24 protein-coding genes and 2 pseudogenes are annotated in these 26766 nt (G+C 66.6%); 7 read left to right on the forward strand and 19 right to left on the reverse strand.

All coding sequences use genetic code 11. The annotated features are described in order from the left end of the window. From A5698_RS13035 to A5698_RS13050, 4 genes are all read left to right on the forward strand, one after another. The coding region (locus tag A5698_RS13035) for an extracellular solute-binding protein (RefSeq protein ID WP_156670737.1) at positions 1–487 on the forward strand (487 nt) is incomplete at its 5' end. Further along, positions 488–2068 (forward strand): ABC transporter permease, encoded by a 1581-nt coding sequence (locus A5698_RS13040; RefSeq protein WP_068297241.1) that lies wholly within the window; start codon positions 488–490, stop codon positions 2066–2068. After that, complete coding sequence (locus A5698_RS13045; protein WP_068297245.1) at positions 2065–3114, forward strand: ABC transporter ATP-binding protein; 1050 nt, start codon at positions 2065–2067, stop codon at positions 3112–3114. The genes A5698_RS13040 and A5698_RS13045 overlap by 4 nt, the downstream gene beginning before the upstream one ends. Further along, positions 3111–5591 (forward strand): AMP-binding protein, encoded by a 2481-nt coding sequence (locus tag A5698_RS13050; RefSeq protein ID WP_068297248.1) that lies wholly within the window; start codon positions 3111–3113, stop codon positions 5589–5591. The genes A5698_RS13045 and A5698_RS13050 overlap by 4 nt, the downstream gene beginning before the upstream one ends. An 8-nt stretch (positions 5592–5599) precedes the next feature. Here the strand turns inward: A5698_RS13050 and A5698_RS13055 are convergent, their stop codons facing one another. From A5698_RS13055 to A5698_RS13075, 6 genes are all read right to left on the reverse strand, one after another. Next, entirely contained in the window at positions 5600–6403 is an 804-nt protein-coding gene (locus A5698_RS13055; protein ID WP_068297252.1) for an acyl-CoA thioesterase, read from the reverse strand. Then, positions 6400–7620 (reverse strand): CoA transferase, encoded by a 1221-nt coding sequence (locus A5698_RS13060; RefSeq protein ID WP_068297256.1) that lies wholly within the window; start codon positions 7618–7620, stop codon positions 6400–6402. The genes A5698_RS13055 and A5698_RS13060 overlap by 4 nt, the downstream gene beginning before the upstream one ends. 33 nt (positions 7621–7653) lie before the next feature. Next, positions 7654–8394 (reverse strand): HAD-IIA family hydrolase, encoded by a 741-nt coding sequence (locus tag A5698_RS13065; RefSeq protein WP_502688919.1) that lies wholly within the window; start codon positions 8392–8394, stop codon positions 7654–7656. A gap of 64 nt (positions 8395–8458) precedes the next feature. Further along, positions 8459–8800 (reverse strand): heme-binding protein, encoded by a 342-nt coding sequence (locus tag A5698_RS13070; protein WP_068297263.1) that lies wholly within the window; start codon positions 8798–8800, stop codon positions 8459–8461. A 44-nt stretch (positions 8801–8844) separates the two neighbouring features. Further along, positions 8845–9150, reverse strand: coding sequence for a hypothetical protein (locus A5698_RS27980; RefSeq protein WP_084792429.1), 306 nt, complete (start codon positions 9148–9150; stop codon positions 8845–8847). 113 nt (positions 9151–9263) lie between these two features. Further along, complete coding sequence (locus A5698_RS13075) at positions 9264–10052, reverse strand: spirocyclase AveC family protein (protein WP_067084638.1); 789 nt, start codon at positions 10050–10052, stop codon at positions 9264–9266. Between the two features lie 202 nt (positions 10053–10254). Between A5698_RS13075 and A5698_RS13080 the strand changes: the two genes are divergently transcribed. Continuing rightward, positions 10255–10911 carry a TetR/AcrR family transcriptional regulator gene (locus A5698_RS13080; RefSeq protein WP_068297266.1) on the forward strand — a complete coding sequence of 219 codons (657 nt, stop codon included), beginning with the start codon at positions 10255–10257 and terminating at the stop codon, positions 10909–10911. Here the strand turns inward: A5698_RS13080 and A5698_RS13085 are convergent. The 10 genes from A5698_RS13085 to A5698_RS13130 form a co-directional block, all read right to left on the reverse strand. Next, positions 10908–11786 carry a mycofactocin-coupled SDR family oxidoreductase gene (locus A5698_RS13085; protein WP_067084634.1) on the reverse strand — a complete coding sequence of 293 codons (879 nt, stop codon included), beginning with the start codon at positions 11784–11786 and terminating at the stop codon, positions 10908–10910. The two genes, A5698_RS13080 and A5698_RS13085, sit on opposite strands and share 4 nt — an antisense overlap. A 23-nt stretch (positions 11787–11809) precedes the next feature. Beyond that, positions 11810–13078, reverse strand: a complete 1269-nt coding sequence (locus A5698_RS13090) for a cytochrome P450 (RefSeq protein ID WP_068297269.1) — start codon at positions 13076–13078, stop codon at positions 11810–11812. Continuing rightward, positions 13075–13986 carry an SDR family NAD(P)-dependent oxidoreductase gene (locus A5698_RS13095; protein ID WP_068297272.1) on the reverse strand — a complete coding sequence of 304 codons (912 nt, stop codon included), beginning with the start codon at positions 13984–13986 and terminating at the stop codon, positions 13075–13077. The genes A5698_RS13090 and A5698_RS13095 overlap by 4 nt, the downstream gene beginning before the upstream one ends. After that, positions 13983–15206 (reverse strand): cytochrome P450, encoded by a 1224-nt coding sequence (locus A5698_RS13100; RefSeq protein WP_068297275.1) that lies wholly within the window; start codon positions 15204–15206, stop codon positions 13983–13985. Before A5698_RS13100 ends, A5698_RS13095 begins: the two co-directional genes overlap by 4 nt. 9 nt (positions 15207–15215) lie before the next feature. After that, positions 15216–16667 (reverse strand): aldehyde dehydrogenase family protein, encoded by a 1452-nt coding sequence (locus A5698_RS13105; RefSeq protein WP_068297304.1) that lies wholly within the window; start codon positions 16665–16667, stop codon positions 15216–15218. 19 nt (positions 16668–16686) lie between these two features. Further along, on the reverse strand, positions 16687–17574 hold the full coding sequence (locus tag A5698_RS13110; RefSeq protein WP_068297278.1) for an SDR family oxidoreductase: 888 nt from the start codon (positions 17572–17574) through the stop codon (positions 16687–16689). Then, positions 17567–18709: a spirocyclase AveC family protein gene (locus tag A5698_RS13115; RefSeq protein WP_068297283.1), complete on the reverse strand. Its 1143-nt coding sequence runs from the start codon at positions 18707–18709 to the stop codon at positions 17567–17569. The genes A5698_RS13110 and A5698_RS13115 overlap by 8 nt, the downstream gene beginning before the upstream one ends. Positions 18710–18712: 3 nt before the next feature. Further along, positions 18713–19825: an ABC transporter substrate-binding protein gene (locus tag A5698_RS13120; protein WP_068297285.1), complete on the reverse strand. Its 1113-nt coding sequence runs from the start codon at positions 19823–19825 to the stop codon at positions 18713–18715. A 61-nt stretch (positions 19826–19886) separates the two neighbouring features. Then, entirely contained in the window at positions 19887–20693 is an 807-nt protein-coding gene (locus tag A5698_RS13125) for a CbbQ/NirQ/NorQ/GpvN family protein (protein WP_068297288.1), read from the reverse strand. Between the two features lie 56 nt (positions 20694–20749). Next, on the reverse strand, positions 20750–22450 hold the full coding sequence (locus A5698_RS13130) for a nitric oxide reductase activation protein NorD (RefSeq protein ID WP_068297291.1): 1701 nt from the start codon (positions 22448–22450) through the stop codon (positions 20750–20752). A 78-nt stretch (positions 22451–22528) separates the two neighbouring features. On the opposite strand from A5698_RS13130, the gene A5698_RS13135 reads away from it, so the two are divergent. Both A5698_RS13135 and A5698_RS13140 read left to right on the forward strand, forming a co-directional pair. Next, a complete protein-coding gene (locus A5698_RS13135) occupies positions 22529–23458 on the forward strand; it encodes an SDR family NAD(P)-dependent oxidoreductase (protein WP_068297294.1) in 930 nt (309 codons plus the stop codon). A gap of 173 nt (positions 23459–23631) precedes the next feature. Further along, the gene (locus tag A5698_RS13140) at positions 23632–24933 is read left to right on the forward strand and encodes a TetR/AcrR family transcriptional regulator (RefSeq protein WP_231967396.1); all 1302 of its coding nucleotides are present in this window, start codon (positions 23632–23634) and stop codon (positions 24931–24933) included. Here the strand turns inward: A5698_RS13140 and A5698_RS13145 are convergent. The 3 genes and pseudogenes from A5698_RS13145 to A5698_RS13155 all read right to left on the reverse strand — a co-directional run. Next, positions 24930–26126 carry a cytochrome P450 gene (locus tag A5698_RS13145; RefSeq protein ID WP_068297300.1) on the reverse strand — a complete coding sequence of 399 codons (1197 nt, stop codon included), beginning with the start codon at positions 26124–26126 and terminating at the stop codon, positions 24930–24932. The genes A5698_RS13140 and A5698_RS13145 overlap by 4 nt on opposite strands. After that, positions 26123–26239: pseudogene (locus tag A5698_RS29445) on the reverse strand (LLM class flavin-dependent oxidoreductase); the annotation flags it as partial. The pseudogene A5698_RS29445 and the gene A5698_RS13145, both read right to left, overlap by 4 nt. Before the next feature lie 119 nt (positions 26240–26358). After that, positions 26359–26766, reverse strand: a pseudogene (locus A5698_RS13155) (dihydrodipicolinate reductase); the annotation flags it as partial.

Genomic DNA, 26766 nt, shown 5'->3' on the forward strand with positions numbered 1-26766 from the left:
GCTGCTGCAGCTCAAGGGCGAGCCCGCGACCGCGCAATGGTTAGCCGCGATGAAGGCCAACGCCAAGCTCTACAGCGACAACATCGCCACGCTCAAAGCCGTCAATGCCGGTGAGGTCGACGGCGGCGTGATCTATCACTACTACTGGTTCCGCGATCAGGCGAAAACCAAAGAAATGAGCGGCAATACCGCTCTGCACTACTTCAAGAACGAAGATCCCGGCGCGTTCGTCAGCCTGTCCGGCGGTGGCGTGCTTGCCTCGACCGACCGCATGGACGAGGCGCAGCAGTTCATCAAGTTCATCACCGGCAAAGCGGGTCAGGAGGTGCTCGAGAAGGGGACGTCGTTCGAATACCCCGTCGCCAGCGGCGTACCCGCGAATCCCGCTCTGCCCCCGCTGGACACCCTGCAGGCGCCCAATGTCGACCCGTCGAACCTGGACGCGCAGGAGGTCACCGATCTGATGACGAAAGCGGGCTTGCTGTAGGTGGTCGCCGCCGCTCCTCCCGTCCCTCCGCCCACGGCACCGGTGTCGCGGTCGGACAAGACGGCCCGGCCCGGCCCGCTGATCTCGGCCACGGTCGCGATCCTCGTCGCCGCGACCTGCATTCCGCTGGGATACGTGGCGTGGGCGACCATCTCGGTGGGCTGGACGCGGGCGTACGAGCTCGTCGTGCGCCCGCGCGTCGGTGAGCTGCTCGTCAACACGGTCGCGCTGGTCTTCGTCACCGTTCCGCTGTGTGTCGTGATCGGGGTCGGGGTGGCGTGGCTGGTGGAGCGCACGGACCTTTCGGGTCGGGCGTTCTGGCGGCCCCTCTTCGTTGCGCCGCTGGCCATTCCGGCTTTCGTCAACAGCTACGCCTGGGTCGGGGTGATCCCGTCGCTGCACGGGCTGCCTGCGGGTGTGCTGGTCACGACCCTGTCCTACTTCCCGTTCATGTACCTACCGGTCGCGGCGACGTTGCGACGCCTCGACCCCGCCGTCGAGGAGTCGGCACGGGCACTGGGATCGGGTTCGGCGGAGGTCTTCCTGCGCGTCGTGCTTCCGCAACTGCGGCTCGCGATCCTCGGTGGTGCGCTGCTGGTCGGCGTGCACCTGCTCGCCGAGTTCGGTGCGTTCGCCATGGTGCGGTTCGACACCTTCACCGTCGCGATCTTCCAACAGTTCCAGGCCACCTTCGATGGTGCGGCGGGCAGCATGCTGGCCGGTGTGCTCGTACTGCTGTGCCTGGCGCTGCTGGTCAGCGAGGCCGCGGCCCGTGGTAACGCGCGGTTCGCCAGGATCGGGTCGGGAGCGCCGCGTGCGTCCTCACCGATACATCTGCACCACAGCAAGGTTCCGGCGACGCTCGCGCTGACGACCCTGGCGGTGCTGGCCATCGGTGTGCCGGTCGGCACGATCGCCCGGTGGCTGTGGTTGGGCGGCCGAGACGTCTGGATCGTCGACGACATTCTCTCCGCGCTGGGCCAGACCATCGGATTGGCCTCCGCCGCAGCGGTTCTGACGACGGTTCTCGCGTTCCCGGTCGCGTGGGTGGCGGTGCGCTCCAGCGGAGTGCTGGCGCGGGTCGTCGAGGGTGCGAACTACGTGACCAGTTCGCTACCCGGCATCGTCACCGCCCTGGCGCTGGTGACCGTCACGATCCACTTCGTGCGACCCCTCTATCAGAGCCTGGCGCTGATCGTGTTCGCCTACGTCCTGCTGTTCATGCCCCGCGCACTGGTCAACGTCCGCGCCGGCCTCGCCCAGGTCCCGCCGAGTCTCGAGGAGGCGGCACGGTCGCTGGGCAGCTCGCCGACAGCGACGTTCCTGCGGGTGACGCTTCGGTTGACGGCGCCCGCCGCGGCCGCGGGCGCCTCGCTGGTATTCGTCGCGGTGGCAACCGAACTGACCGCCACCCTGCTGCTCGCGCCGACGGGCACCCGCACACTGGCGATGATGTTCTGGTCCTATTCCAGCGAGTTGGACTACGCGGCGGCAGCACCGTACGCGTTGGTGCTCGTCATCCTCGCCATACCGGTCACATTGCTGCTGTACCGGCAGTCGACGAAGGCGGCGGCGCTGTGAGCATTGTCGAAATCCACGGCCTGGCGAAGGCTTTCAACGGTCATACCGTGCTCGATCACATCAACCTCGAGATGCAGGCAGGGACCATCACCGCGGTCGTCGGATCGTCGGGGTGCGGCAAGACGACGCTGCTACGTCTGATCGCCGGATTCGAAACACCCGACGACGGAACCGTCGTCATCGACGGTCGTCAGGTGGCCAGCCCGCGAAACGCCGTGGCGCCGCACCGACGGGCCGTCGGTTATGTCGCCCAGGACGGGGCGCTGTTCCCCCATCTGACCGTGGGCCAGAACATCGCCTACGGTCTGCACAAGTCCGCGCGCCGGGCCGAGATTCGCGCGCGGGTCGACGAACTGCTCGAAACGGTCTCGCTGGACCCGTCGTTCGCATCGCGCCGGCCCCACGAACTCTCCGGCGGTCAGCAGCAGCGGGTTGCCCTTGCCCGTGCGCTGGCGCGCAAACCGGTCGCGATGTTGCTCGACGAACCGTTCAGCGCACTCGACACCGGGCTACGGGCGTCTACTCGGAAAGCCGTCGCCCGCTTGCTGATCGATGCCGGCGTCACCACTCTGCTGGTCACCCACGACCAGGAGGAGGCGCTTTCGGTCGCCGATCAGGTGGCGGTGATGCGCGACGGTCGTTTCACCCAGGTCGGACCCCCGCAGGTGGTGTATCGGCAGCCGACGGACCACTTCACCGCCGCATTCCTCGGTGACTGCATATCGCTGCCCTGCACCGTGACCGCCGGCGTCGCCGAATGCGTACTCGGGCGAATCCCCCTGCAGGGCGCACAATCCCATCCTTCCGGCCCCGCGACGCTGCTGCTGCGTCCCGAGCAACTCGTCGCGACGGTGGTTTCCGACGCCGAGCGACTCGAAGGCGTCGGCACCGTTCTGGCGGTCGAGTTCCTCGGCCACGACGTGCTGTTGACCGTCGATCCCGCCGGTGATGCCGACCCCATCATCGTTCGCCAGCACAGCCTCGCGCCGCCCCAGGTCGACGCCAAGGTTCACATTCAGGTCGTCGGCAGCGGAGTCGCGCTGTGACAACCCTGATCGATCACTTACGCGGCCACCGTGACAACGTCGCCGTGTACACCGAATCGGAGTGCCTGACATACGACGCGCTGGCCGACCGGGTCGCGGGTGCGATGTCCGAGCTCGGCGAGGACCGCCGCCTCGTGCTGCTCGAAACCCGCAACGACGTCGACACTCTGGTGCACTACCTCGCCGCACTCGCCGGCGACCACGTGGTGCTCCCGGCGCCAGCCGGACGCGATCACACCACGATCCTGCGAACCTACGAGCCCGACACCGTGATCAGCGAGGGCATGGTCACACACCGACGCCGAGCAGGCGGACGCCGCCTGCACGACGACCTGGCCGTTCTGATGTCCACGTCGGGCACCACCGGATCACCGAAGTTGGTCCGGCTGTCGCGCGAGAATCTGCTGTCCAACGCCGGCGCGATCGCGGACTACCTCGATATTCGCCAAACCGACCGTGCAGCAACCACACTACCCATGTCGTACTGCTACGGGCTCTCGGTTGTGAACAGCCACCTGATCCGCGGCGCCGGCCTGATCCTCACCGACCTCTCGGTGACCGACGAGCGGTTCTGGGAGCTGTTCGGTCGTCACCGCGGCACGTCGTTCGCGGGTGTGCCCTACACCTTCGAACTGCTCGAGCGCGTCGGGTTCGACGCGATGGATCTGCCCCACCTGCGGTACCTGACGCAGGCGGGCGGGCGTATGCCCCCCGAGCGGGTACGACGATTCGCCGAATGGGCGCGCGATGGCGGTTGGGAACTGTTCGTCATGTACGGGGCAACCGAGGCGACCGCCCGAATGGCTTACCTGTCACCGGATTTGGCGCTGTCACGCCCCGACGCGATCGGCCGCCCGATACCCGGGGGTGCGTTCGCGATCGAAGCGTCCGACGACTCCCCTGGCGTCGGCGAATTGGTGTATCGCGGCCCCAACGTGATGATGGGCTACGCCCACGGACCGGACGACCTCGCGCTCGGCAAGACCGTCGACTCGCTGCACACCGGTGACCTCGCTCGCCGCGCTCCCGATGGTCTCTATGAGATCGTCGGGCGCACCAGCCGATTCGTGAAGATGTACGGTCTGCGCGTCGATCTGCAGCGCGTCGAATCCGCGTTGAGCGCCAGCGGGATCACCGCCTTCTGCACCAATGACGACGACCGGCTCGTCGTCGCCGCCGCGGGCGCACACACCGAGCGCGACGTTCAGCGCGTCGCTGCCGAGACGGCCGGTGTGCCCGCCTCCGCGGTGCGCGCGGTCACGGTGGACGAGCTGCCGTTGCTGGAATCCGGGAAACCGGACTATCGCACCGTCCGTGAGCTCGCGGGAGGCCGCGATGCGCCGGCCGCGACGGACCTGCACGGGTTGTTCGCCGACGTACTACAACTCGACCCGGCGGCCATCGACCCGGACGCCAGCTTCGTCGACCTCGGCGGAAACTCGTTGTCCTACGTGGCGATGTCGGTGCGGCTGGAGCGGGCGATAGGGCAGCTGCCCGCCGAATGGCAGCAGCGGCCGCTACGCGAACTCGAAGGCCTGGTGAAGCCGCGGCGACCGCGGTGGCGGCTGTGGGACGCGACGCTTGAGACCAGCGTGGCGTTGCGGGCCGTGGCGATCGTCCTGATCGTCGGGTCGCACGCCGAACTGTTCGAACTGTGGGGCGGCGCCCACTTGTTGCTCGGCATCGCCGGATACAACTTCGGTCGGTTCTGCCTCACCCCGGTGCCCCGCGCGAAACGGGTGCGCCACCTGCGCAACACGATCGGCTGGATCGCGGTGCCTTCGGTGCTGTGGGTGAGCATCGCGCTTCTGTGGACACGCGACTACACCTGGTCGAATCTGCTGTTGGCCAACAAGTTCCTCGGTCCACGCGACAGCATGACCGCCGGGCGCCTCTGGTTCGTCGAAGTCCTGGTGTGGACGCTGGTGGCGCTGGCGCTGCTGTTCTGGATACCGGCGATGGACCGTGCCGAGCGCCGACGGCCGTTCACGGTCGCGGTGGTGTTCCTCGTGTTCGGCCTGGCCCTGCGCTACGACGTGCTCGGATTGGACATGGGCCGCGAGGCCTGGTTCACGATCCTCGCGTTCTGGTTCTTCGCGCTCGGATGGGCGGCGTCGAAAGCGACGTCGACCCTGCAACGCGCGCTGCTCACCGCGGTTTTGGCGGTCGCGCTGCTCGGTTACTTCGACACCATGCTGCGGGGTCTCGTCGTGTTCGGCGGCCTCGCCCTGGTCATCTGGCTACCCACCATCCGCTGTCCCGCGATGCTGACCGTCGCGGCCGGCGTGCTCGCCGAGGCGTCGCTGTACACCTACCTGGTTCATTACCAGGTGTATTCGTGGTTCCCCGGACACCCCGGCGTCGGGGTGATCGCCTCGCTCGCGGTCGGGATCCTGATCACCTATCTGGTGACGGCCGCGCGCCGGTGGCTGCGGGTGCGCAGGGGACAGAGCGCGCCGGCACCCGCTCTGCATTAGACCGACGCTCAGTCCCGCTCGGCGATCAGCCCCTCCTGCGCCAGCGTCGCGGCGATGACACCGTCGGCGCGGATCAGGCTTCCTGTCACGACTCCCCTGCCCCGCGCGGCGGCCGGCGACGTCGACTCGAGCAGGTTCCACTGGTCGGCGAAAACCGGTTGATGGAACCAGATCGACGAGTCCGTGGTACCGCTGCGGTGCGTTCGCGCCCGCATCGAATGGCCGTGAACTCCAAGCGCCGGATCGATCATGTACACGTCGCACACGTAGACCGCGATCAGCGTGTGCAGCACCGGATCCTGCGGCAGGGGCACGGTTGCACGCCACCAGAAGCGACGCACGAACTCGCCCGACGAGCTGTCGTCGAAGATCCGGATATCGAGTTCCTCGAGCGGCATCGACGGCGCCGGTCCGGCAGGACCGGTGCGGGGCAACGTCTCCGGATCGTAGAGCGCGGGCAGTCGGTGTCCGTGCTCCGGACCACGCATCGGCACCGCGAACGACACCGTCGCCGTCGTCAGGAGCCGTTCCGCCTGCCGGGATTCGACGCGCCGCGCCGATGACGTGCGACCGTCGAACACGCGCGTAACGCCGTACGCGATCTCGTCACCCGCCTCTCCACCACGAAGGAACTGCAGGTGCAGATTGGTGGGCAGCCGGTCCCCGTCGACGGTGCGGCAGGCGGCAGCCAGGCTCTGCGCGACGAACTGCCCGCCGTAAGACCGTTTTCCGGCCGGGCCGCTCGCCGGACCCACCCAGCTGTCGGTGTCGACACCGGGCCGCAGCTCGAGCAGGTCGACTAGTCTGCTCATTCGGCCCGTCCCGTCGCCACGGCGCCCGACGAGACCAGGCCGTCGACCTGCTGCTCGGTCAATCCCAGCCAGTCGCTCAACACGCCCACGGTGTCGTCCCCGAGCGCCGGCGAGGAGACCGCGGGCGGATACTGCCCGCCGATCGAAATCGGTAGTCCCGGCGCCAGATAGGTGCCGATCCGCGGCTGGTCGAGCGGCGTGAACAACGGGTTGGCGGTGACCTTGTCCTCGGTGGTGGCCTCGGCGAAGGTGCGGTACCGCTCCCACAGCACCGATGTACCCGACAGCGCCGCGCCGATCTCCTCGGCCGTGTGCGCGCTGAACCACTCGGCGAACAGCCCGCTCAATGCGTCACGGTGCACGAACCGCTGACCCTCGTCGGAGAAGTCGGCACCGAGTGTCTCCGCCAGCGCGGCAACTGCTTTCGCCGTGCCGGTGAGTTCGGTGAGGTCACGGAAGTGACGCCCCGTCAGCGCGACGACCATGAACGAGACCCCGTCGCTGCTGACGAAGTCCTGACCGTACTGGCCGTACACCGAGTTGCCGATGCGTTCGCGTGCGGTGCCGTTGACCATCACCTCGGTGAAGAAGCCGAGGTTGCCCGCCGTGGCCAGCGCGACGTTCTCGAGCGGAATGCCGATCCGCTGGCCCTGTCCGGTCGCGTCGCGGTGCCGCAGCGCGGTCACCACGGCCAGCGCGGTGTAGAGCCCGCATGCGACGTCCCACGCCGGCAGGACGTGGTTCACCGGGGATGCGAGTTCGGACGGACCGGTGACGAGCGGAAAACCGATGCCCGCGTTGACCGTGTAGTCGACGCCCGTGCCACCGTCGGCGCGGCCGGAGACCTCGACGTGGATCAGGTCGGGGCGCAGCTCCGACAGGGCGTCGTACGAATGCCATTCGCGCCCAGCGACGTTGGTGATCAGGACCCCGCTGCTTGCGATGAGCCGTTTGATCACGTCCTGGCCCTCGCCGGAGCGCACGTCGGCCGCGACCGAACGTTTGCCCTTGTTCAGCCCGGCCCAGTAGATGCTCTCGCCGTCGTCGGTGACGGGCCACCGGCGGTAGTCGGCGGCACCGCCGATCGGATCGACCCGTGTCACCTCCGCCCCGAGCTGGGCCAGCGTCATGCCCGCCAACGGGACGGCGACGAAACTGGAGATCTCGACAATACGCACGCCGGCCAGCGGCCGCGTCGCCTCAGATGTGCTGGTCATCGGGGTCAGTGTAGGCAGCGGCCGCGCCGCGCCTCACACCAGTTCGATGGCCTCGGCGATGGACGGCAACACGCGGCTGGGCCGGAACGGGTACCGCTCGACCTCGTCGACGGTCGTCGACCCGGTCAGCACCAGGATGGTCTCCAGCCCGGCCTCGATGCCCGCGACGACGTCAGTGTCCATCCGGTCCCCCACCATGACCGTGCTCTCCGAATGCGCCTCGATTCGGTTGAGCGCGCTGCGGAACATCATCGGATTGGGCTTGCCGACGAAGTAGGGTTCGCGGCCCGTGGCCTTGGTGATCATCGCGGCGACCGACCCGGTCGCCGGTAGCGGCCCCTCCGCCGACGGCCCGGTGACGTCGGGGTTGGTGGCGATGAACCGCGAACCGCCGAGGATCAACCGGATCGCCTTGGTGACCGCCTCGAAAGAGTAGGTCCGGGTTTCGCCCAGAACGACGAAGTCCGGCTCGACGTCGGTGAGGGTGTAACCGGCCTCGTGCAGTGCTGTGGTCAGACCGGCCTCGCCGATGACGTACGCCGACCCTTCCGGCTTCTGGTCGGTGAGGAACGCCGCGGTTGCCAGCGCGGAGGTCCAGATGGACTCCTCGGGCACGTTCAGCCCCGACCGCCGCAGCCGGGCCGACAGGTCGCGAGGGGTGAAGATCGAGTTGTTGGTCAGAACCAGGAACGGCCGCTGCAAGTCGACGAGCCGCTGCAGGAACTCCGCGGCGCCGGGCAGCGCGTGTTCCTCGCGGACGAGCACGCCGTCCATGTCGGTGAGCCAGCACTTCGGTGTGTCGCGCACACCCCCAGTGTGTCAGCTCTGTCCGAGATCGTTAGCCCATCAGCAGGTCGGGCATCGCGACGTCACAGCGCGCCCGGAAGTCGGATGCGGCCTGTCGGACCGCCCGGAGCTCGTCGCGGACCCGCGGATTGGCGTCCAGATACGCCTTGATCTCATCGGTCATCTGGTCCCGGGGCTTGCCTTTCAGGCCGGTGAAGAACGCGTTCACGTCCGGGTGGGTGAACAAGTAGGACGACGTGCCCGCCGAGACGCCGGACATGACGCCGGCCAGATCGGCGGCCGTGCAGTTGGGCGGGTCGGCGGCAGCCGGTGCGGCACCGAAGAGGATCGCGCCGGCGAGCACACCAGCACCGAAAACGTTGCGTGAGAACATTCCAAGCTCCTTGCTCGAATGGACGGAGGACAACTCGACAGAAATCAGCGCGGCCCGATACCCGGCCGTCCCGGCCGATCGATTATGGGCGGTCTCGGCGGACTCGGGTCGACGATGACATCGAGTCCCCAGTCGTCGCTGCAATACCAGGGGTCGGCGCAGTAGCCGGGGTAGACCGGACCGGCCTGGGGGGCACTGGGTCCACCGCCGCGGACGTCGCCCTGCGCACAGACGGTGGCGGCGCCCGCATTCGTGCATTCCGCCGATGCGATGGGGGCTACAGCGACGGCAATCGGCGCCGCCAGCGAGATCGGGACGACGGCCAGTAGGCAGCGAAAGATGGATCTCATGGCCGACTCCCTTTCGTAGGCGGGTGGCGAACCTCCGCACCCGGTACGCCGGCTAGCTGAATGTTCGCAGCTTACTGCGATGCGCGGATTCGTGCTCGAAATTGGCGTCGTAGTCAGCGGGGCTGGTTCGGGATCCCAGGGAACAGTTGCTCGGTCGGACCGGACGTCACGTAGCCGCCGAGCTTGGTCGCCAGGTGCGGGGCGAAGACCGCGCCGTACATCACGTGCCCCACCACGACGACGGCGGCGACCGACAGCAACGCCGATCCGAGGCGACTCGTCGACCGCTTGTCCGCCCACACCTCGATCACGTTGCGCCCCTGACCGTCGACGCGCCCCAGTAGGTAGGTGAACACCATCATCTGCAAGCCCATCGCGACCGCGTCGTAGATCGGGTACTGGAACTTGCTTCCCTCGAAGATCGCCAACCCCGGGATCACGTATCCGTAGTAGAAGACGCCGGCGCGGGGACCGAAGAAACCGTTGAACAGCAGAGCCCAGCAGAACCCGACCAGCAGACCCACGATCAGCAGGGTTTGCGGTCTGCGCCAACCGAATCGCCGGATCAGCCACCGGCCGAGCGCGGCACCGATCACCGCGGGCAGCACGAAGTAGGCGATGTACCCGATCGGCACCGACGACGGAAGTCCGCCGCCCCATGTCATGTTCATCGGCCACCACGACGGCATGCGCGGAAGTGCCGGCGGGAATTGGGCGTACACCGCCCAGTCGTACGGCGCCTCGATCCACGAGAACGAGATCGCGGAAATCGACACCAACAGCAGTGGATGAAGGCGGCCACGACGAATGCTCAGATACACGCCGTAGGCCAAAAACAGGAGGCCGCCGACGTAGGCGAAGGACAGGCCGACGATCAACGCCGGTGTCAGCTCGGTGCTCATCGGTCGTCCTCGGCAGCGCTCTTCTCGCCGCGCGCTTCGGGATCGAAGTACAGCACCACGCCGACGATCAAGACGAGCAGCCCGAAGAGCGTTCCGACCATGATGAGTTGGCCCATGACCACGTCCTTCCACACCGGCCCCGGCTGTAATAGTGGACACTATTACCGGCGTTGGGGTCAAGAGGCGACTATCGTCATGTGCCGTGCCGCAGCGACGTTCGTCGAAGAAGGGATCTGCCGAAGAGCCGCAGGCTTCGCGCAGGGCCCCCGGCGAGGCCCGGCGACTGCTGCTCGACGCAGCCCGGGATCTGTTCGCGCGCCGGGACTATCGCAGCACGACCACCCGGGAGATCGCCGAAGCAGCAGGCGTCACCGAGTACCTGTTGTTCCGTCACTTCGGCTCGAAGGCCGGACTGTTCCGCGAGGCGCTGGTTCTGCCCTTCACCGACTTCGTCGACGACTTCGGTGAGACGTGGCAGGCCGTCATACCCGACAAGGTCACCGAAGAGGAGCTGACCCGTCAATTCGTCGGGCGTCTCTACGACGTGCTCATCGAGCACCGGGGCCTGCTGCGGACTCTCGTCGCGTCGGACGGACTCACCGACGAGGAAATCGACAGCGCCGGTATCGCCGACATCAGGCGCGCGCTCACGCTGCTCGGCCAGATCAGCGCCGAAGGCATCCGGCTGCGGGGCCTTCGGTCGGATCAACCCGATCTCCCCGCGCACTCGACGGTCGCAATGATCGTCGGCATGGTGGCACTGCGTTCCACCTTCTTCGGCAGCAAGCCACCGTCACGCGAGGCGATCGTCGACGAACTCGTGCAGGCGATTCTGCACGGGTTCCTGCACCGGCCTTAGCCGCCGGGCCCGTTGGGCCACTTGAGCAGTGAGCCTGCGTCCACCCGGATGTGCTGGCCGGTGATGTAGCGGCTGTCGTCGCTGGCCAGGAACACGCCGAGGTTCGCCATGTCCTCGGGCTCGATGTACGGGATCGGCATGGCCTGAAAGAGCGAGAAAAGCGGTTCGGCATCTTCGCGCGTGGGTGTCTTGCCCTCGGCCTTCAGGTCGGGCCGGAACACGCCGTACATTCCCTCGTTCTGCAACAGGTGGGTGTTGCAGTTGGTCGGGTGGATGGCGTTGATGCGAATCATCCTCGGCGCCAGGTGAAGACACATCTCGTCGACATACTCGATCACGATGCGTTTGCTCCAGCCGTATCCGGCGCCGCCGGGACCCATGTCCGGGCTCGTCGTGGTGCCGCGGATCATGCCCGCGGTGGATCCGGTCACGATGACCGACGCACCGTCGGGCAGGTGCGGAAGCGCCACCGCGACCGTGTTCATCACCCCGACCAGGTCGACGTCCGACGCGTCGACGAAGCCCATCGGATCGGGATTGCCCATCGCCATCGGCAATATGCCGGCGTTGGCCACCACGATGTCGATCTTCCCGAGATCGGCCACCCCCGCCTCCACCGCCTCACGAAGCTCGTGGCGCTCACGGACATCGGCCACTCGGGCGACGACGCGCCGGCCGGTCTCCTTGACCGCGCGCTCGGTTTCGGAGAGGTCCTCGGGCGTGGCAAGGGGATACGGGTTCGACGGGATGTCGCGGCAGATGTCGACCGCGATGATGTCGGCGCCCTCCTTCGCCATCGCGATCGCATGCGCGCGACCCTGACCGCGGGCGGCCCCCGTGATGAAAGCGACCTTGCCCTCGAGCTTTCCGGTCATGTGCTACTCCTTCGATTTCTGGGTCAGCCGATGGGGGTGAAGGTGATGTGCAGTTCGCTGAGCCCGCGCATGATGAATGTCGGCTCGTAGCTGAAGCGGCGGTTGTCGGGTGGGCCGTGGTGTTCGGTGGAGATCGTGATGTCGCTCATCCGGTCGAGGATCCGGTTCACCGATATCCGCCCTTCGGCGCGGGCCAGCGGAGCGCCCGGGCACGAGTGGACCCCGCGGATGAACGCGATCTGCTCGCGCACGTTCGGTCGATCCGCCCGGAAGGTATTGGGGTCGGCGAACTTACGCTCGTCACGGTTGCAGGCGCCGGGAAGCAACATGACGGTCGTACCGGCAGGCACCTCGACTTCACCAATCTTGGTGGTGGTGCGTGCCATCCGGAAGTGCGATTTGACAGGGCTTTCCATCCGCAAGGTCTCCTCCAGGAAGGCGGGGATCTTGCTGCGGTCGTCCCGCAGTTCCTTCTCCGAGCCCGGATTGTCGGCGATGAAGCGCACCGCGGAGCTGACCAGCTTCGTCGTCGTCTCGGTGCCGGCCGCGAACAGGAACGTCGACAGGTTCATGACGTCCTCGATGTCGGGGGTCGAGCCGTCCTCGTGCTTGGCCTGGGCCAACTCGGTCAGCACGTCGGCGCGCGGTGAGCGCCGCCGGTCCTCGATGTAGGAATGGAACTTCTCGTTGAGCCACTGCAGCGGGTTGTGCGTTGTCGGCGCCTCCTTGCCGAGTTCGCCGACGGTTTCGAGCGCGAAGACCTCCTTGAACTCGTCATGGTCTTCAGCAGGTACACCGAGAAGGTCCGCGATGACCAACAGTGAGAACGGTTTTGCGTATGCGACAAGGAACTCACAGCTGCCCTTCTCGAGGAAGGTGTCGAGTTGCTGATCGGCCAACCGCCACATGAAGTCCTCGTTCTCCTTGAGGCGCTTGGGCGTGATCAGCTTGTTCAGCAAGCCGCGTGTGCGGGTGTGCAACGGCGGGTCCTGCGTCGTGATGTGCTCGGCCATCGGGACGGCACCGCGGTGCTTTTCGATCAGCTCGCTGACGTCGTCGGATTCCCCGGGTCCGAAGGGCAAGCCCGAGAACGGACCGGCGACCGACACGCACGACGAGAAGGCCGGGTCCTTGTAGACGGCGAGCGCCTCGTCGTACCCGGTGATCGCAAGCACGTTGAATGGGGTGGCCTGAGCCACCGGGCATTTGGACCGCAGTTCGTCGAAATACGGATACGGGTCCGGGATCAGCGTCTCGTCGGTGAAGAAGTCGAGGGCTTCAGAATCGGTCACAGGACACTCCTGGTAGCTTCGGTTACGTAGGCGTCGTCGACGGTCATGATCTCCTCGAGGTTCTCGGCGATGTCTTCGGCAGTCAGCGGCTGCTTCCAGATGCCCTGGGTGCGCACGACCGCCAGCCGCGAGACACCGCCCATCCCGGTCAGCAACACCTCGCCATTCAACGCACAGGACTCATGGGCAAGGAAAACCGCTGCGGGAGCGCATAGTTCGGGAGGCATGCTGGCGTTGATCTCCGACATCGTCTCTTCCGACATGCCGTACAGCTCGGCCAACTGCCGGCCCTGCGATGCGGACATGCGGGTGTAGGCCCGCGGCGCGACCGCATTGACCCCGATGCCGTAAGCCGCGCCCTCGGTGGCGAGGTTGCGGGTCAAACCCCACACCGCGCCCTTGGCCGCGCCGTAGCTCGTGAGCTCCGGTATGCCGCCGAGCATCGCTTCGGAGACGGTGTTGACGATCCGGCCCGCGCCGGACTCGGCGAGATGGGGCCATGCGGCCCGCGTGACGAAAAGCGTTCCGAAGTAATGCACATCGAGCATTCGGCGCACCCGGTCCGCCGACAGCGTCTGGAAAAGACCCGGGTCGTGAACGCCCGCGTTGTTGATCACCGCGTCGATACGTCCGAACGCGTTGATAGCGGCATCGATGATCGACTGCGCCCCCGCCTCGTCGGCGACCGAAGCGCTGCAGGCCACCGCTCGTCCGCCGGTCTGGGTGATCTCCCCGGCCACCGCGTCGGCCGGCCGCGCGGCAGATGTGCGGCCGTCGATCTCGGCGCCGTTGTCGGCGACCACGACGGACGCCCCCTTGGCGGCAGCCAGCAACGCGTGGCCGCGGCCGATTCCGCGGCCACCGCCGGTGACGACCACCACGCGGTCGTCGAAGCGCAGATCGGTCATGGGCTGACCGACGGGTCGAACACGATGGGCAGCGCGGTCGGAGACCGGAACACCTGGCCGCGGATGTAGGCCTCCCCGGCGCCGGGATCGAGCCGCAGGTTCGGCAAGCGATCCAGTAGGAGATTGAGCGCGACGCGCATCTCCAACCGCGCCAGGTGCATGCCGAGGCAGACGTGCACACCGTGGCCCCACCCGATGTTGGCCTTGGATTCTCGGAAGATGTCGAATTGATCGGGGTCCGGGAAACGCTCGTCCTGTCGGTTGGCCGCGCCCAACACCGGCATCACCGACGAACCCTCGGGAATGTGAACGCCGCCGAGTTCGGTGTCGCGGCTCGCGATCCGGGTGATCATGCTCAGCGGCGGCTCCCAGCGCACCGCTTCCTCGATCGCCTGCGGTATCAGCGACCGGTCGGCCCGAAGGGCTTCCAGCTGTTCGGGATTCGTCAGCAGCCCGAACATCAGGTTGCCGAACGCCCGGTACGTGGTCTCCACACCGGCGGGCAAGAGCAGCCGCAGGAACGAGAAGATCTCTTCGTCCGAGAGCTGCTCGCCGTCGATCTCGGCCCCGGCGAGCCGGCTGATCAGATCGTCTCGCGGTTCCTCGCGACGCGCGGCGAGAATGGGCCTGAAGTAGTCGGCCAGCGCCGCGGACGCTTCCTTCCCGCGTTCGGGGTTGACGGTGAACGACAGCAGCGAGATGGACCACTTCTGGAACTGCGCGTAGTCGTCCTGCGGCAGGCCCAGCAACCCGGCGATGATCAGCGTGGGGTACGGGAAGTTGAATTCCTTGACCAGGTCGACGCTCCCCCGCTCGGCGAACCGGTCGATCAACGCGTTGCCGATTCTGGTGACCAACGTGTCTTCCCAACGGGCCAGGGCCTTCTGCGAGAACGCCTTGGCGACCAGACCCCGGTGCCTGCCGTGCTCGGGCTCGTCCATGCCAAGCATCACGTGCTTACCGAACACGTCCCCGAACGCCTGGATGATGATCGCCGAGGAAAACGTCTCGTTGTCCCGCAGCATCTGCTGGGCCTCTTCATAGCGGTAGACCATGACGATCGGCTTGCCCTCTTGCCCAGGGATTCCGGGGATCTCGATCTTCTGAACGGGCTCCTCGCGACGCAACCTGGCCAGCTCGGTGTAGGGGTCGCGCACGTCGCCCGACACGAAGTCGTCGAACTCGCCGAAGTCCTCGAGGTCCTCGAACAACAATTGCATGGCTTCCTCCTAGGACCCGGCCGGATAGGCGACGGACTTGATCTCGGTGTACTGGTCGAACCCGGCGACACCGTTCTGGCGACCGATTCCGCTGGCCTTGTAACCGCCGAACGGCGTGTCGGCTCCGTAGCCCGCAGTGCCGTTCAACCCGATGAACCCGGCACGAAGCCGTCGTGCCACCGACAGTGCGCGGTCCAGCGTTCCCGCCATCACGTTGCCCGCCAGCCCGTACGGGCTGTCGTTGGCGATGCGCACGGCGTCGTCCTCGTCGTCGAAGGGGACTACCGAGAGCACGGGCCCGAAGATCTCCTCCTGCGCAATGGTCATGGAGTTGTCGACGTTGACGAACAGAGTGGGCTTGACGAAGTAGCCCTTGTCCATGCCGTCGGGCGCTTCGGCTCCACCGACCAGCAGGGTCGCGCCCTCCTCGACGCCCTTGTCGATGTATCCGCGGATGCGGCTGCGCTGTTTGTCGGAGATGACCGGTCCGCACAGAGTGGCCGGATCCTGCGGATCGCCGGGTGCGACACCTTCGTAGATGCCCTTGAGGATTTCGACACCTTCGTCGTAACGCGACCGCGGCAGCAGCAGCCGGGTGGGGTTGGCGCACCCCTGGCCCGCGTGCATGCAGGGCGCGATGCCCATCATGCAGCCCACCGCGAAGTCCGCGTCCTCCAGCACAATGGTGGCCGACTTGCCGCCGAGTTCGAGGAACAGCCGCTTCATCGTCGCGGCGCCCTTCTCCATGATGCGGCGTCCGACGACGGTGGATCCGGTGAACGAGATGAGATCCACCTTCGGCGAGAGGGTGAGTTCTTCGCCGACGAAATGGTCCGATGCAGTGACAACGTTCACGACACCCGGTGGGATGTCGGTGTTCTCGGCGATCAGCCGGCCGAGCCGCGTCGCGTTGTAGGGGGTGTTGGGTGCCGGCTTGAGCACGACGGTGTTACCGGTGCCGAGGGCCTGTCCGATCTTCTGGATGGTGACCTCGAACGGGAAGTTCCAGGGCACGATCGCACCGACGACGCCGACGGGCTCACGCCAGACCTTCCGTGTGGTGTTGACTCCGGTGACCGATACGAGCGCGTCGCCCAACGAAGTCTCCCAGGGATATTCGTCGATCAGCCGGGCGGGGTACCTCAAGGCGTCGGCGAGCGGGGCATCGAGTTGGGGGCCGTGCGTGATGGCGCGCGGGCAGCCCACCTCGAGGATGAGCTCCTCACGCAACTCTTCTTGTTCGGACTCGAGTGCCTCCTGCAACTGCAACAGACATCTCTGGCGGAATGCATGATTCGTCGACCAGTCGGTCTCATCGAAGGCGCGGCGCGCCGCATCGATCGCGCGGTGCATATCGTCCTTCGAGGCGTCGGCCACCTCGCCGAGCACCTCTTCCGTCGCCGGGTTGACGTTGGCGAAGGTGCCGGCCTCACCATCGACGAGTTTGCCGTCGACCATCATCTTGGTCTCGAACCGGACGTCAGCCATGGTCTCTGCTTCCTCGTAGTGCGCCGAACCGCGGAATGCCCATCATCAGCCGGATCATCTGGTGCAACCCGGCGGAGGGAACTACGCGGTTGGCGATCAACAACATTCGGGCATCAGGGCCTACCGGTCGCTTCACGAACGGCTTCGAGCTCTGCAGGGCCTTGGCCAAGCCCGTCGCGAACTTCTCGGGCGACCTCGCGGCCATGCGCATCGCGGCCCGGCCACGTTTGTCCATCGTGCTGTGATGCTCGGCGTACGGACCGTCGAGATCGCGGCAGTCGGTGGTTCCCGCGTCGGTGATGATCTCGGTGTCATAGGTTCCGGTGACGAGGATCGTGACACCGATGCCGAACGGGGCGACCTCGGCGGCCATCGACTCACCCCAGCGTTCCAAGGCCCCTTTGACCGCCGAATACGGTGCCGTGGCGGGCATTCCGCGCACGCCACCCTGACTCGACACCAGCACGATGCGGCCGCGCCCGGCGTCCCGCATGGCCGGCAGCAGCGCCTTGGTCAGCGCGACAGGGCCGAAGATGTTGGTGGCGAACATCTGCTCCCACAGGCTTATCGGTGTCTCCTCGACCATCCCGGCCGCCGAGATCCCGGCGTTGTGCACCACCGCATACGGTGCGCCGACCGCCTCCACGATCGACTTCGCTGCCGCCTCGATCGACGCGGTGTCGGTCAGATCGAGGGTGACGCCGATCAGGTTCGGATCGTCAGGCGCCGCGCCCGTGGCCTCGCGTAGCCGCTGCATGCCGGCGTCGACGGAACGCATGGCCGCGACGACCCGCCAGCCCTGCCGGTACAGATGGGTGGCCGACGCCAGTCCGAGCCCACGCGAGGCGCCGGTGATGACTACGGTTCGCCCTCTATCCATTCGACTCTTCCGGCGCACATCGATCACTCTTGGCGCCCAGTTCCACATTGGGTCGTCCGTCGGGCTGACCGCTCATCCAGGTCGACATGATGCCGACGGAATACGGGCCGGGTTGTCCATTCTCCTCGTAGAAACCCTGCGGATCATAGATTTTCACTTCTGGATACGGCCAGGGGCAGGCCACCGAGGTGGAGATCTTGGTGGCTTTGACGATTGCGAACAAACCGCCGTAGCAGAGGTAGGCGATGTTGATGATCACGAACATCACGACGAAGGTGCCCAGTCGCGGCCTAGAGGCGAAGATCCTGGCCCGCTGAGCGAGCTTTTCGGCGACGGACTTGCCGGTGTCGTCGCGGTAGAGCAGCACTCCGGCGGGGATCATCACGAAGGTCACCGCCACGACTTCCCAGATCAGGGGGAACTGGTGCGGCTCTCCGTTGAAGATCGACGCCCACGGCGGCACCTGCGAGTAGATGTACATACCGGTGCGCACCAGGGTGATCTCCAGCGCCGCATCCACCACCACCCCGATCGGGAAGATGATCGCGGCCAGGCTGATCAGCGGGTGACGCCACACGAACGAGTCAACCGAGCTGCGCGCCTGCAGTTTTCGCAGAATCCAGATTGCCGGGAAGTAGGGCCCGAGATAGAACATCACGTAGCCGAGAACCACGAAGGGCTCGACCGTCGGCGACAGGGACACCGGCGGCCAGTCCTCGGGCAGGTGTGCCAGTTCCGGGTTGTAGACCGCGAACGGCGACCAGTTCATGATGGGGTCTTGCCACACGATCAACGAGGTCACCAGCGCCATCAACAACGTCGGATTGTGCGGGTTACGCCGCCAATGGACCACCCACAGGGTGACAATGACGACCATCGTGATGACGGTGAAGGTCTCGAGGATCACCACCCAGGTCGACGGGCTCCACCCGAACAGCGCTTCCACCGGCCGCGGCGCGCCCTCGACGTCGGGGTTGGCGATTCGCGGAGACCCCGGTCCCTTTCGCGTGTTGATCCCGAAAAACACCGCAACGGCCAGGAGCGCGGCGATCGAGATGGTCGGTCCGAGCCACGCGCGCTTCGGTGGTTCGGCGGCCTGCGGCGCGAGGTCGGCCTTCGGCGCTTCAGTGGTCATCGGTTACTCCTCACCGAATCGGTCGACGAGATGCGAGTTGACGCCGTCGGCGTCGAGCTTTCGGGCCACCAGGTAGCCGGCGCCCATCCAGGCCCGGCGCGTCCAGTTGCCGAACGACACGCGGGTGCCCGGGGCACCGGCGGCCGCGGGCATCATCTTGACGCGCTCCAGCGCCTCTTTGACTCCCCGCGGGCTCAGCGGATGAGCATCGGCACAGGCACGTAGCAGCGCCGATGCCACATCGCAATTGACAACGGGCACACAGTATTCCGGTCGACGGCCGAACTTCTCCTGGTACTTGTCGAGGAACCTCTGGCCGACCGGATTGCCCTCGTCGTACTGGTCGACACCCGTCCACCCCATGAATGCGTTCCACATGATCGGGTTGATCCACGCGTTCTGGAAGGCGGTGCTGGTGAAGCGAGGCGGGTCCCATTCGAGCGCTTCGAGCGCCGGGTTGACGAACACGATGCCGAATCCGAAACCGGCGTGCACGACGGCCTGCGCCTTGGCTTCGTACAGGGTGCGCACGGCCTCCGAGACGTCTTGCGCCGTCTGCGCGATCGCCGCTTCGGCGACGATGCGTATCCCCTTGCGCCGACAAGCGTTCCGGAAGTTCTTCACGTAAGTCTCACCGACGAGCGACTGTTCCATGAGAACGCCGACCTCATGGTGTCCGCCCTTGGCCAGCAGGTCCGCCCAGAAGATCGGCTCGTCGGTCAGCGAGCCCTGCGGGAACGAAAACGTCCACTCCCCCAGCCACGCGTCGCTGCCGGTGACGCTCAGCGCGGGCACTCGAAAACGCTCCTCGATGGCCTCGCGGGTCGGCACGCAGTTGTCGGTGATGTGCGGGCCGAACACCGCGAGACACCCCTCGTCGACGAGCTCGCCGTACGCGTCGATCACGGCCTTGACCGAACCCTTCGGGAGGCCTTCGACCTCTTTGTAGATGATCTCGATGGGTCGATCGATCACGCCGTCCTCGACAGCCTCGGCGAAGATCAGCTCGAAGGGGTTGGACAGGTCTTCCTTCATCTCCTGCGGGTACAGGTCGGGCAGCTTGAAGTCCATGAGGTACCCGAACTTGATTGGTTCCGCGGTGCTCTCGTAGGACATGCCACCTCCGTCGTTGGAAACCTAAGATTTGTTCAGACAGTAATCACGGTCATGATCAGCGTCAATCGTCCGGCCGCGAGTCGGCGAGGTACGCGTCGATCATTTCGAGCAATCCGCGGGTCACGGTCGCGTCGTCGGTGAGCGGACCCGCGATGGCGGCCCGTGCGGCGTCTCGCGGGGTCAGTCCCTCGGCGATCAGTCGGCCCGCGGCGATCAGGACACGCGTCGAGGCGACCTCGCGGAGTCCGCCTGTCTCCAGCCGCCGGATCGCATGGCCGAGCCGGACGAGTTCGGCGGCGCGGTCGTGGTCGATGGCCGCTTCGCTGGCGACGATCTTCTCCTCGACATCGGCTGTCGGGAAGCCGAATTCAATCGCGACCATCCGCTGTCGGGTGGAGTCCTTCAGATCCTTCAGCACGCTCTGATAGCCGGGGTTGTAGGACACGACCAGGCAGAATCCCGGCGCCGCGTCCAGGGTGACCCCGAGCCGTTCGATCGGCAGCTGCCTGCGATGGTCGGCCAGCGGGTGCAACACCACGGTGGTGTCCTGGCGGGCCTCCACGACCTCGTCGAGATAGCAGATCGCCCCCTCGCGGACCGCACGGGTGAGGGGGCCGTCGACCCATTCGGTGTCGCCGCCGCGCAGAAGGAACCGGCCGACGAGGTCGGCGGTGGTCAGGTCGTCGTGACAGGCGACGGTGATCAGCGGTCGGTCCAGATCGTGTGCCATCGCCTCGACGAACCGTGTCTTACCGCACCCCGTCGGACCCTTCAACGCGACCGACAGGCCCTGTTTGTAGGCGGCCTTGAACACCTGCTCCTCGTTCGCGACGGGCACGTAGTAGGGGCGCGGCGGCTTCACCTGCATGGCTTCCCTTCGGTATGCCTGGTTCTAGGGACCCTAGCGCGGAACAGATGTTTGGTTCAAGGTCTGGGCGGTGTTGGGATACGCCGACGCAGGTCGGCGGTCCGCAGGGCCGAGCGGAACAGCGGTCCGATCACGCCGGCCAACTGTGCGGGCTTCGGGATCGACGCGTGCGCGGCGCTGCCGAACACCCTGGCCAACTCGCCGGAATCGGTGGCCGCACCAATCGTCAGGCACAGGCAGCCGATCCCCTCGCGACGCGCCTCGCCCAGTGCCTTTCGGACGTCGGCCGCACCGTACAACCGTTCGTAGCCGTGGTCATAGGCCAGACCGTCGGAGAGCACGACCATGAGACGGCGTGACGTGCCGGCCTTCTCCGTCATCACCGCGGTCCCGTGGCGGATCGCCGCGCCCAGCCGGGAGTAGGCGCCGGCGGTGAGGCTGCCAAGCCGCCGCATGACCATCGCGTCGAGATGATCGTCGAAGCGCTTGACCGGCATCAGATTGACCGCCGAACGGCCTTGTGACTGAAATGCGTACAGCGCCACCCGGTCCCCGAGTTCGTGGAGTGCGACGGTCAGCGCCGCCGCGGCCGCGCGCTGCTGCTCGTGCACGGTCTGCCCGAAAGTGCCCGCTTCCCCGGCCGATCCGGAGATGTCCAGCAGGACGAGCACCGCCAAGTCACGCCGCCTGCGCAGGCTGTCCACATACACGGCCTCGTCGGGTGTGGAACCCGCCAGGGTTTCCGCGCGCGCCTCGACTGCCGCGTCGACGTCGATGTCGTCCCCCTGGGTCTGCCGGTGGGATCGGTCCAGGCCGATACCGAGCCGGGTGAGGGGACGCCGCAACGCGTGAACATCCGGGCGTGAGAGCGCGTGCCCCTTCTCGATCGGCGGATCGATCTCGAGCACCGTGCACCAGTCCGGTCGGTAGCAGCGCCGTTGAAAGTCCCACTCGGGGTATGTGCGGCCCTCGTTCCCGGAAGCCTCCCAGCCGTCGGCGTCCAGCGCTTGAGCCGCGCTCGAGGTCACCGCACCTGCTCCGCGGAAACCCTTGCGCGAGCGATGTGTTGGCGTGTCGGCACCCGGTGTACCGCCGCCTGCGAGTTTGCGCACGCTCTTCGTCATGCGCTTGAGGAGCTTGCCGAGTGCGCCGCCCCCGCCGACGGGGCTCGAGAAGGGATCGATCACGTCGTCGCCGTCTGCGGCCTCATCATCGTCATCGAGCTCGGCAAGTTCCCTGTTCGAATCGCGGCGCGGTGTGTGGCCGCCGGCAGGTTCCACATGTGCGGCCGCGGCGCGCGCCGCCAACAGCTTCTGCGCTTTGATCACGCCGAAGCCCTCGGGCGGCTCGCCGATGTCGCGGTTCTCTCCCGCTACCCTCAGCGAGCCGAGTGCCGAATCCGCGCGCGCCGCAAGATCACAGTCGAGGAGCGACCGGACGCGCGACGGCAGCAGGTCCTCGTTCTGCGCCAACGCGCGCTGGCCCTCCACCGCGAGGTATCGCCGCGCCAATGCCGGGCGTCTGACGAGTTTGCGCACCACGTCGGGGTTCAGTCCCCCACTGGCCAGCAGCGACGCCTGCACCGTGACCGACTCGAGTTGGCGGGGCGCTCCCGCGGACGGGTCGACGAACACCGTGATGCCGTCGGTCCATGCCGCTTCACCGGGGGTCGCCGGTGCGACCGCTATCGTGCGGCCGGCCAGCGCCGAGGCCAGCAGCGCCAGCCGCTTGGGATCGTCGGCGCCCTCGCTCGTCATCGAGCCCTTTCCGCGTTGACCAAATATCTGTTCCAACGTAAAGTCCGGCGGCACCGCCGTCAATCACCGGGAGGGACGATGATCGACTTCACCGACCAGGTCGCCGTGGTGACCGGGGCAGGCCGCGGCCTCGGCCGCGTCTACGCGCTCGAGTTGGCAAGGCGCGGTGCCTCGGTGGTCGTCAACGACCTCGGCGGCACCATGCACGGTGCGGGCGAGGACAGTGCGGTTGCGGACCAGGTGGTCGAGGAGATCACCGCAGCCGGCGGCACCGCCGTCGCGTCGTACGACTCGGTGGACAGCCCTACCGGTGGTGAGGCGATCGTGCGGACCGCCGTAGACGCATTCGGTCGGCTCGACGCGGTCATCAGCAACGCGGGCATCTTCGACTCCATCCCCTTCGACGAACTGACACAGGACGATTGGCGACGGATGTTGTCCGTTCATCTGGACGGCGCGTTCTATCTGTCGCAGCCCGCTTACCGCGTGATGAAGGCGCAGGGTTACGGCCGATTCGTGTTCATCGCCTCGTCGGCCGGAATGTTCGGCCAGCATCTGGAGGCGCACTACGCGGCGGCCAAGGCGGGCATCGTCGGCCTGACCAACGTCATCGCCCTAGAGGGCGAACCGCACGGCATCCGCGCCAACACCGTGCTCCCCTTCGGGCTGTCGCGCATGGTCACCGAAACGCTGGGCGATCCGAAACTGCTCGAGGACAACGGTTTCTTCGCCGCGATCCGGCCCGAACTCGTCGCCCCGATCGTGGTGTATCTGGCCAGTCGGGCATGCGAGTTCAGCCACCAGAACTTCTCGGCCTGCGCGGGCCGGTTCGCCAGGGTCTTCATCGGGTTGAGCGAGGGTTGGCTCGCGCCGCGGGAAGGCGATGTGACGGCTGAGGACATCGCCGCGCACCTCGATGAAGTGGCGGCGGTCGAACCGTTCACCGTCCCTGGCGCGATCTATGACGAGGTCTTCGCGGTGACTCAGCGCCTCGGCGTCACCGGCTGATCGTCGCCGACTAACGCCCGCCGTCCCACTGACCGAGCGGCCGCGTCACAAGCGCTTTCACATCGAGCGACACCGTGCCGTGTCGCAGTTCTGGTAGCGTTAACCAAACTTTGGGTCGGATCGACCAAACAGGTGGACAGGAGCCTGGCCTTGGAGGTGCTGTGGGGCCTCGCGTGACGCCGAAGACGGACCTCGCGAAGCAGGCAGGCCATTCCTACGACGACGGCACTCGGCGGACCGAGATCCTGCAGACGGCGGCGTCGTTGATCGCCACGTCCGGGCTGCGGACGTCGCTTCAGGAGATCGCGGACGCCGCCGGCATCCTGCCGGGCAGCCTCTACCACCACTTCGAATCCAAGGAAGCCATCCTCGTCGAGTTGCTGCGCCGGTACCACGAAGACCTCGACCGCATCGCGGAGCAGGCCCTCGCCCGGCTTGACGATCCCGCACCGCTGTCGGCGTTCGACCGGATCGTGGAGTTGGGCGCGGCTATCGCCCAGTGCGCGGTGACCCACAGCGCCGCACTACAGATGACATTCTACGAAGCCCCGACATCGAACCCGGAACTCGCCGCGCTGGCCCAACAACGCCCAGCGAGGATCCTCGAAGCGATGGTTCAGACGCTGCGCGCAGCTCGCTGGAGCGGCTATCTGCGTCCCGACGTCGATCTCCCGATCCTTGCCGACCGGATCGTCCAGGCGATGCGGCAGGTCGGCCTCGACGTCATCCGGCACACCGCAGGCGCCGATAAGGTCGCGGCGACGCTGTGCCGGATCCTGCTCGAGGGCCTGGCGACCGTTCCTCCCAGCGACGCCGAACTCGATCGCTCCGCTGCGTTCATCGCCGCCGACGATGCCGTGAAGTCGTGGATCTCAGACGAACAGAACGCGTCCGTCGACAAGGCCTCTCACGTACGCGCGGTCGCACGCGCGGAGTTCGGGCGAAAAGGTTACGAAGTCACCACGATCCGCGATATCGCCGCGGCCGCGGGTCTGGGCACCGGAACGGTGTACCGCTTGATCGGCTCGAAAGAGGAGCTGTTGGCTTCGATCATGCAGTCGTTCGGCGAGAAGGTCGCGGAGGTGGGATGGACCAGCGTGCTGCAGTCCGACTCGTCGGCCGTCGAGAAGCTCGACGCGCTGAGCTGGATCCACACCAATGCGCTCGCCCACTTCGGCGACGAGTTCCGGATTCAGCTGGCGTGGATGCGACAATCGCCACCCGACACCCCGAACATCGCATGGCTGTTCACCAAACGTGTCCGGCAGATGAAATCCCTTATCACCGAGGGCATTCGCTCCGGCGAGATCTCGATCGAAGCCCCTTCGAACGAGACGCTCGCTCGCGTCGTGATCGGGGTGTCGTGGATCCCGGAGAACCTGCTGCACGACCTCGGCCCCCGTGCCTCGCAGATCCACGTGCGAGACACGCTGTTGCGCGGCGTCACCGCACGCAAGTCCGACGAGGGACGCTAACCGACGGTGATCGGCAGCCTGCCCCAGCCCCGCACACTCGACGTGTGAGCCATGGCGGCGTCGGTGTAGTCGACGTCCCACTCGGGCCAGCGCCGCAGCATCTCCTCCAGCGCGACCCGCGCCTGCATGCGGGCCAGCGACGAGCCCAGGCAGAAGTGCAACCCCTGCCCGAATGACAGGTGCGAGCCGGCGCGGTGGATGTCGAAGCTCTCCCCGTCGGGATAGCGCCGCTCATCCCTGTTGGCAGAACCGTTGAGCAGCAACATCACCGAGCCCTCGGCGATCGTCTGCCCATAGCACTCGGTCTCGCGGGCGACATATCGGCCCTGAACCGGCGAGGGCGCCTGGTAACGCAACACCTCTTCGATCGCCCTGGGGATCAGCGAGTAATCGTCGACCAGTTCCCGGCGCTGATCGGGATGCTCGGCAAGCATCTGGGCGATGAATCCGATCAGCCTGGTGGTCGTCTCGTTGCCCGCGCCGGCGATCATGCTCGTGTACGTCAGCACCTCGATGCGCGACAGCGGCCGAAGCCGACCCTCGTCCTCGACCTCGGCGTTGAGTAACTGCGTCATCAGGTCGTCAGACGGATGCTCCGCCCGCCATTCGATGTAGTCGGCGAAGAGCTGATAGGCGTTCTCGAACGTGGCCGCCGAAACCGCCTGGAAGCTGCCCTCTTTCAAGCCGATCGACGCGTCGGTATTGTCGCGGATCTGCTGCTGTCCTTGCTCCGGTATGCCCAGCAGGTAACCGATGGTCCGCATCGGGATCAGCGCTCCGAAGTCGCCGATCACGTCGAACCGGGAAGCGCCCGTGAGCGAGTCGAGCGCGCGCACGCAGAATTGGCGTACCAGGTCTTCGATGGCCTCCATCCGGCGTGGGGTGAAGACCTTCGACAGCACCCGTCGGTGGATGTCGTGAAGGGGAGGATCCTCGAACAGGATCACCCCCGGCGGGACGTCGACGCCGCTCATGATGACGTCCATCGTGGTGCCCTTGCCCGAACGATAGGTCTCCCAGTCGTGTAGCCCCTGCGCGACGTCCTCGTAGCGGCTCAATGCGTAGAAGTTGTACTTCTCGTTGTAATACAGCGGCGCCTCGTCGCGCATCCGCTTCCAGATCGGGTACGGGTCGTCGTCGATGTCGAAATCGAACGGGTCGTAGTACAGGTCGACGGTGCCCATATCGGTCATTCGTTGCTCCCTCTTGTCGTCGTCAGGTTCGAAACCACCTCACCGGCGCGCCTCAGATACGGCCACGCGATCTCGGGTGGGATACCACCGCACAGCGGTGCCAGGTTGACAAGTCCGCCGCCGCGGACGATTTCGGTCGCCTCGGCACCACGTTGAGCATCGATCGTTCGGTACCGGCCGCGATGCCGAAGCCCGGCGCCCGCATGTCGAAGCGTATCGAGAACACCGTTGATCACCCGAAGGCGTGCCGGGGCAACGTGTTCGGCAGGTCCAGCGAGCTCAGCAGGCCGGCGGGGGCCTCCACGACATAGGGGATCGCGTTGACCACGCGCATTGCGGTGGCCGCCATCGCGGCATGCCCCGCGCCGTGGCCTTCGGCGGCGCCGACGTTCATCGCGCAGTGGATGTCGGGATCACCATCGATGTCGACGCGATAGGTGGCGTCGAACTCCGAGGACAGCCAGTCCGGCGCCACGTCGCGTGCCATCCGGATGATGTGCTGAACGACAATGGCTTCCCGGCCGTTGACCACGCCCGCCGCGCGGGTGCTCACCGCCCCACACGTCCCCGCCTCGATAGTGCCGAACGCCACCTCGATGTCGCGGTCCGTGACGCGGCGGTCGAGGGTGCCGCGGACCTC

This window comes from Mycobacterium sp. E136 (assembly GCF_001666865.1).
Lineage (GTDB): Bacteria > Actinomycetota > Actinomycetes > Mycobacteriales > Mycobacteriaceae > Mycobacterium.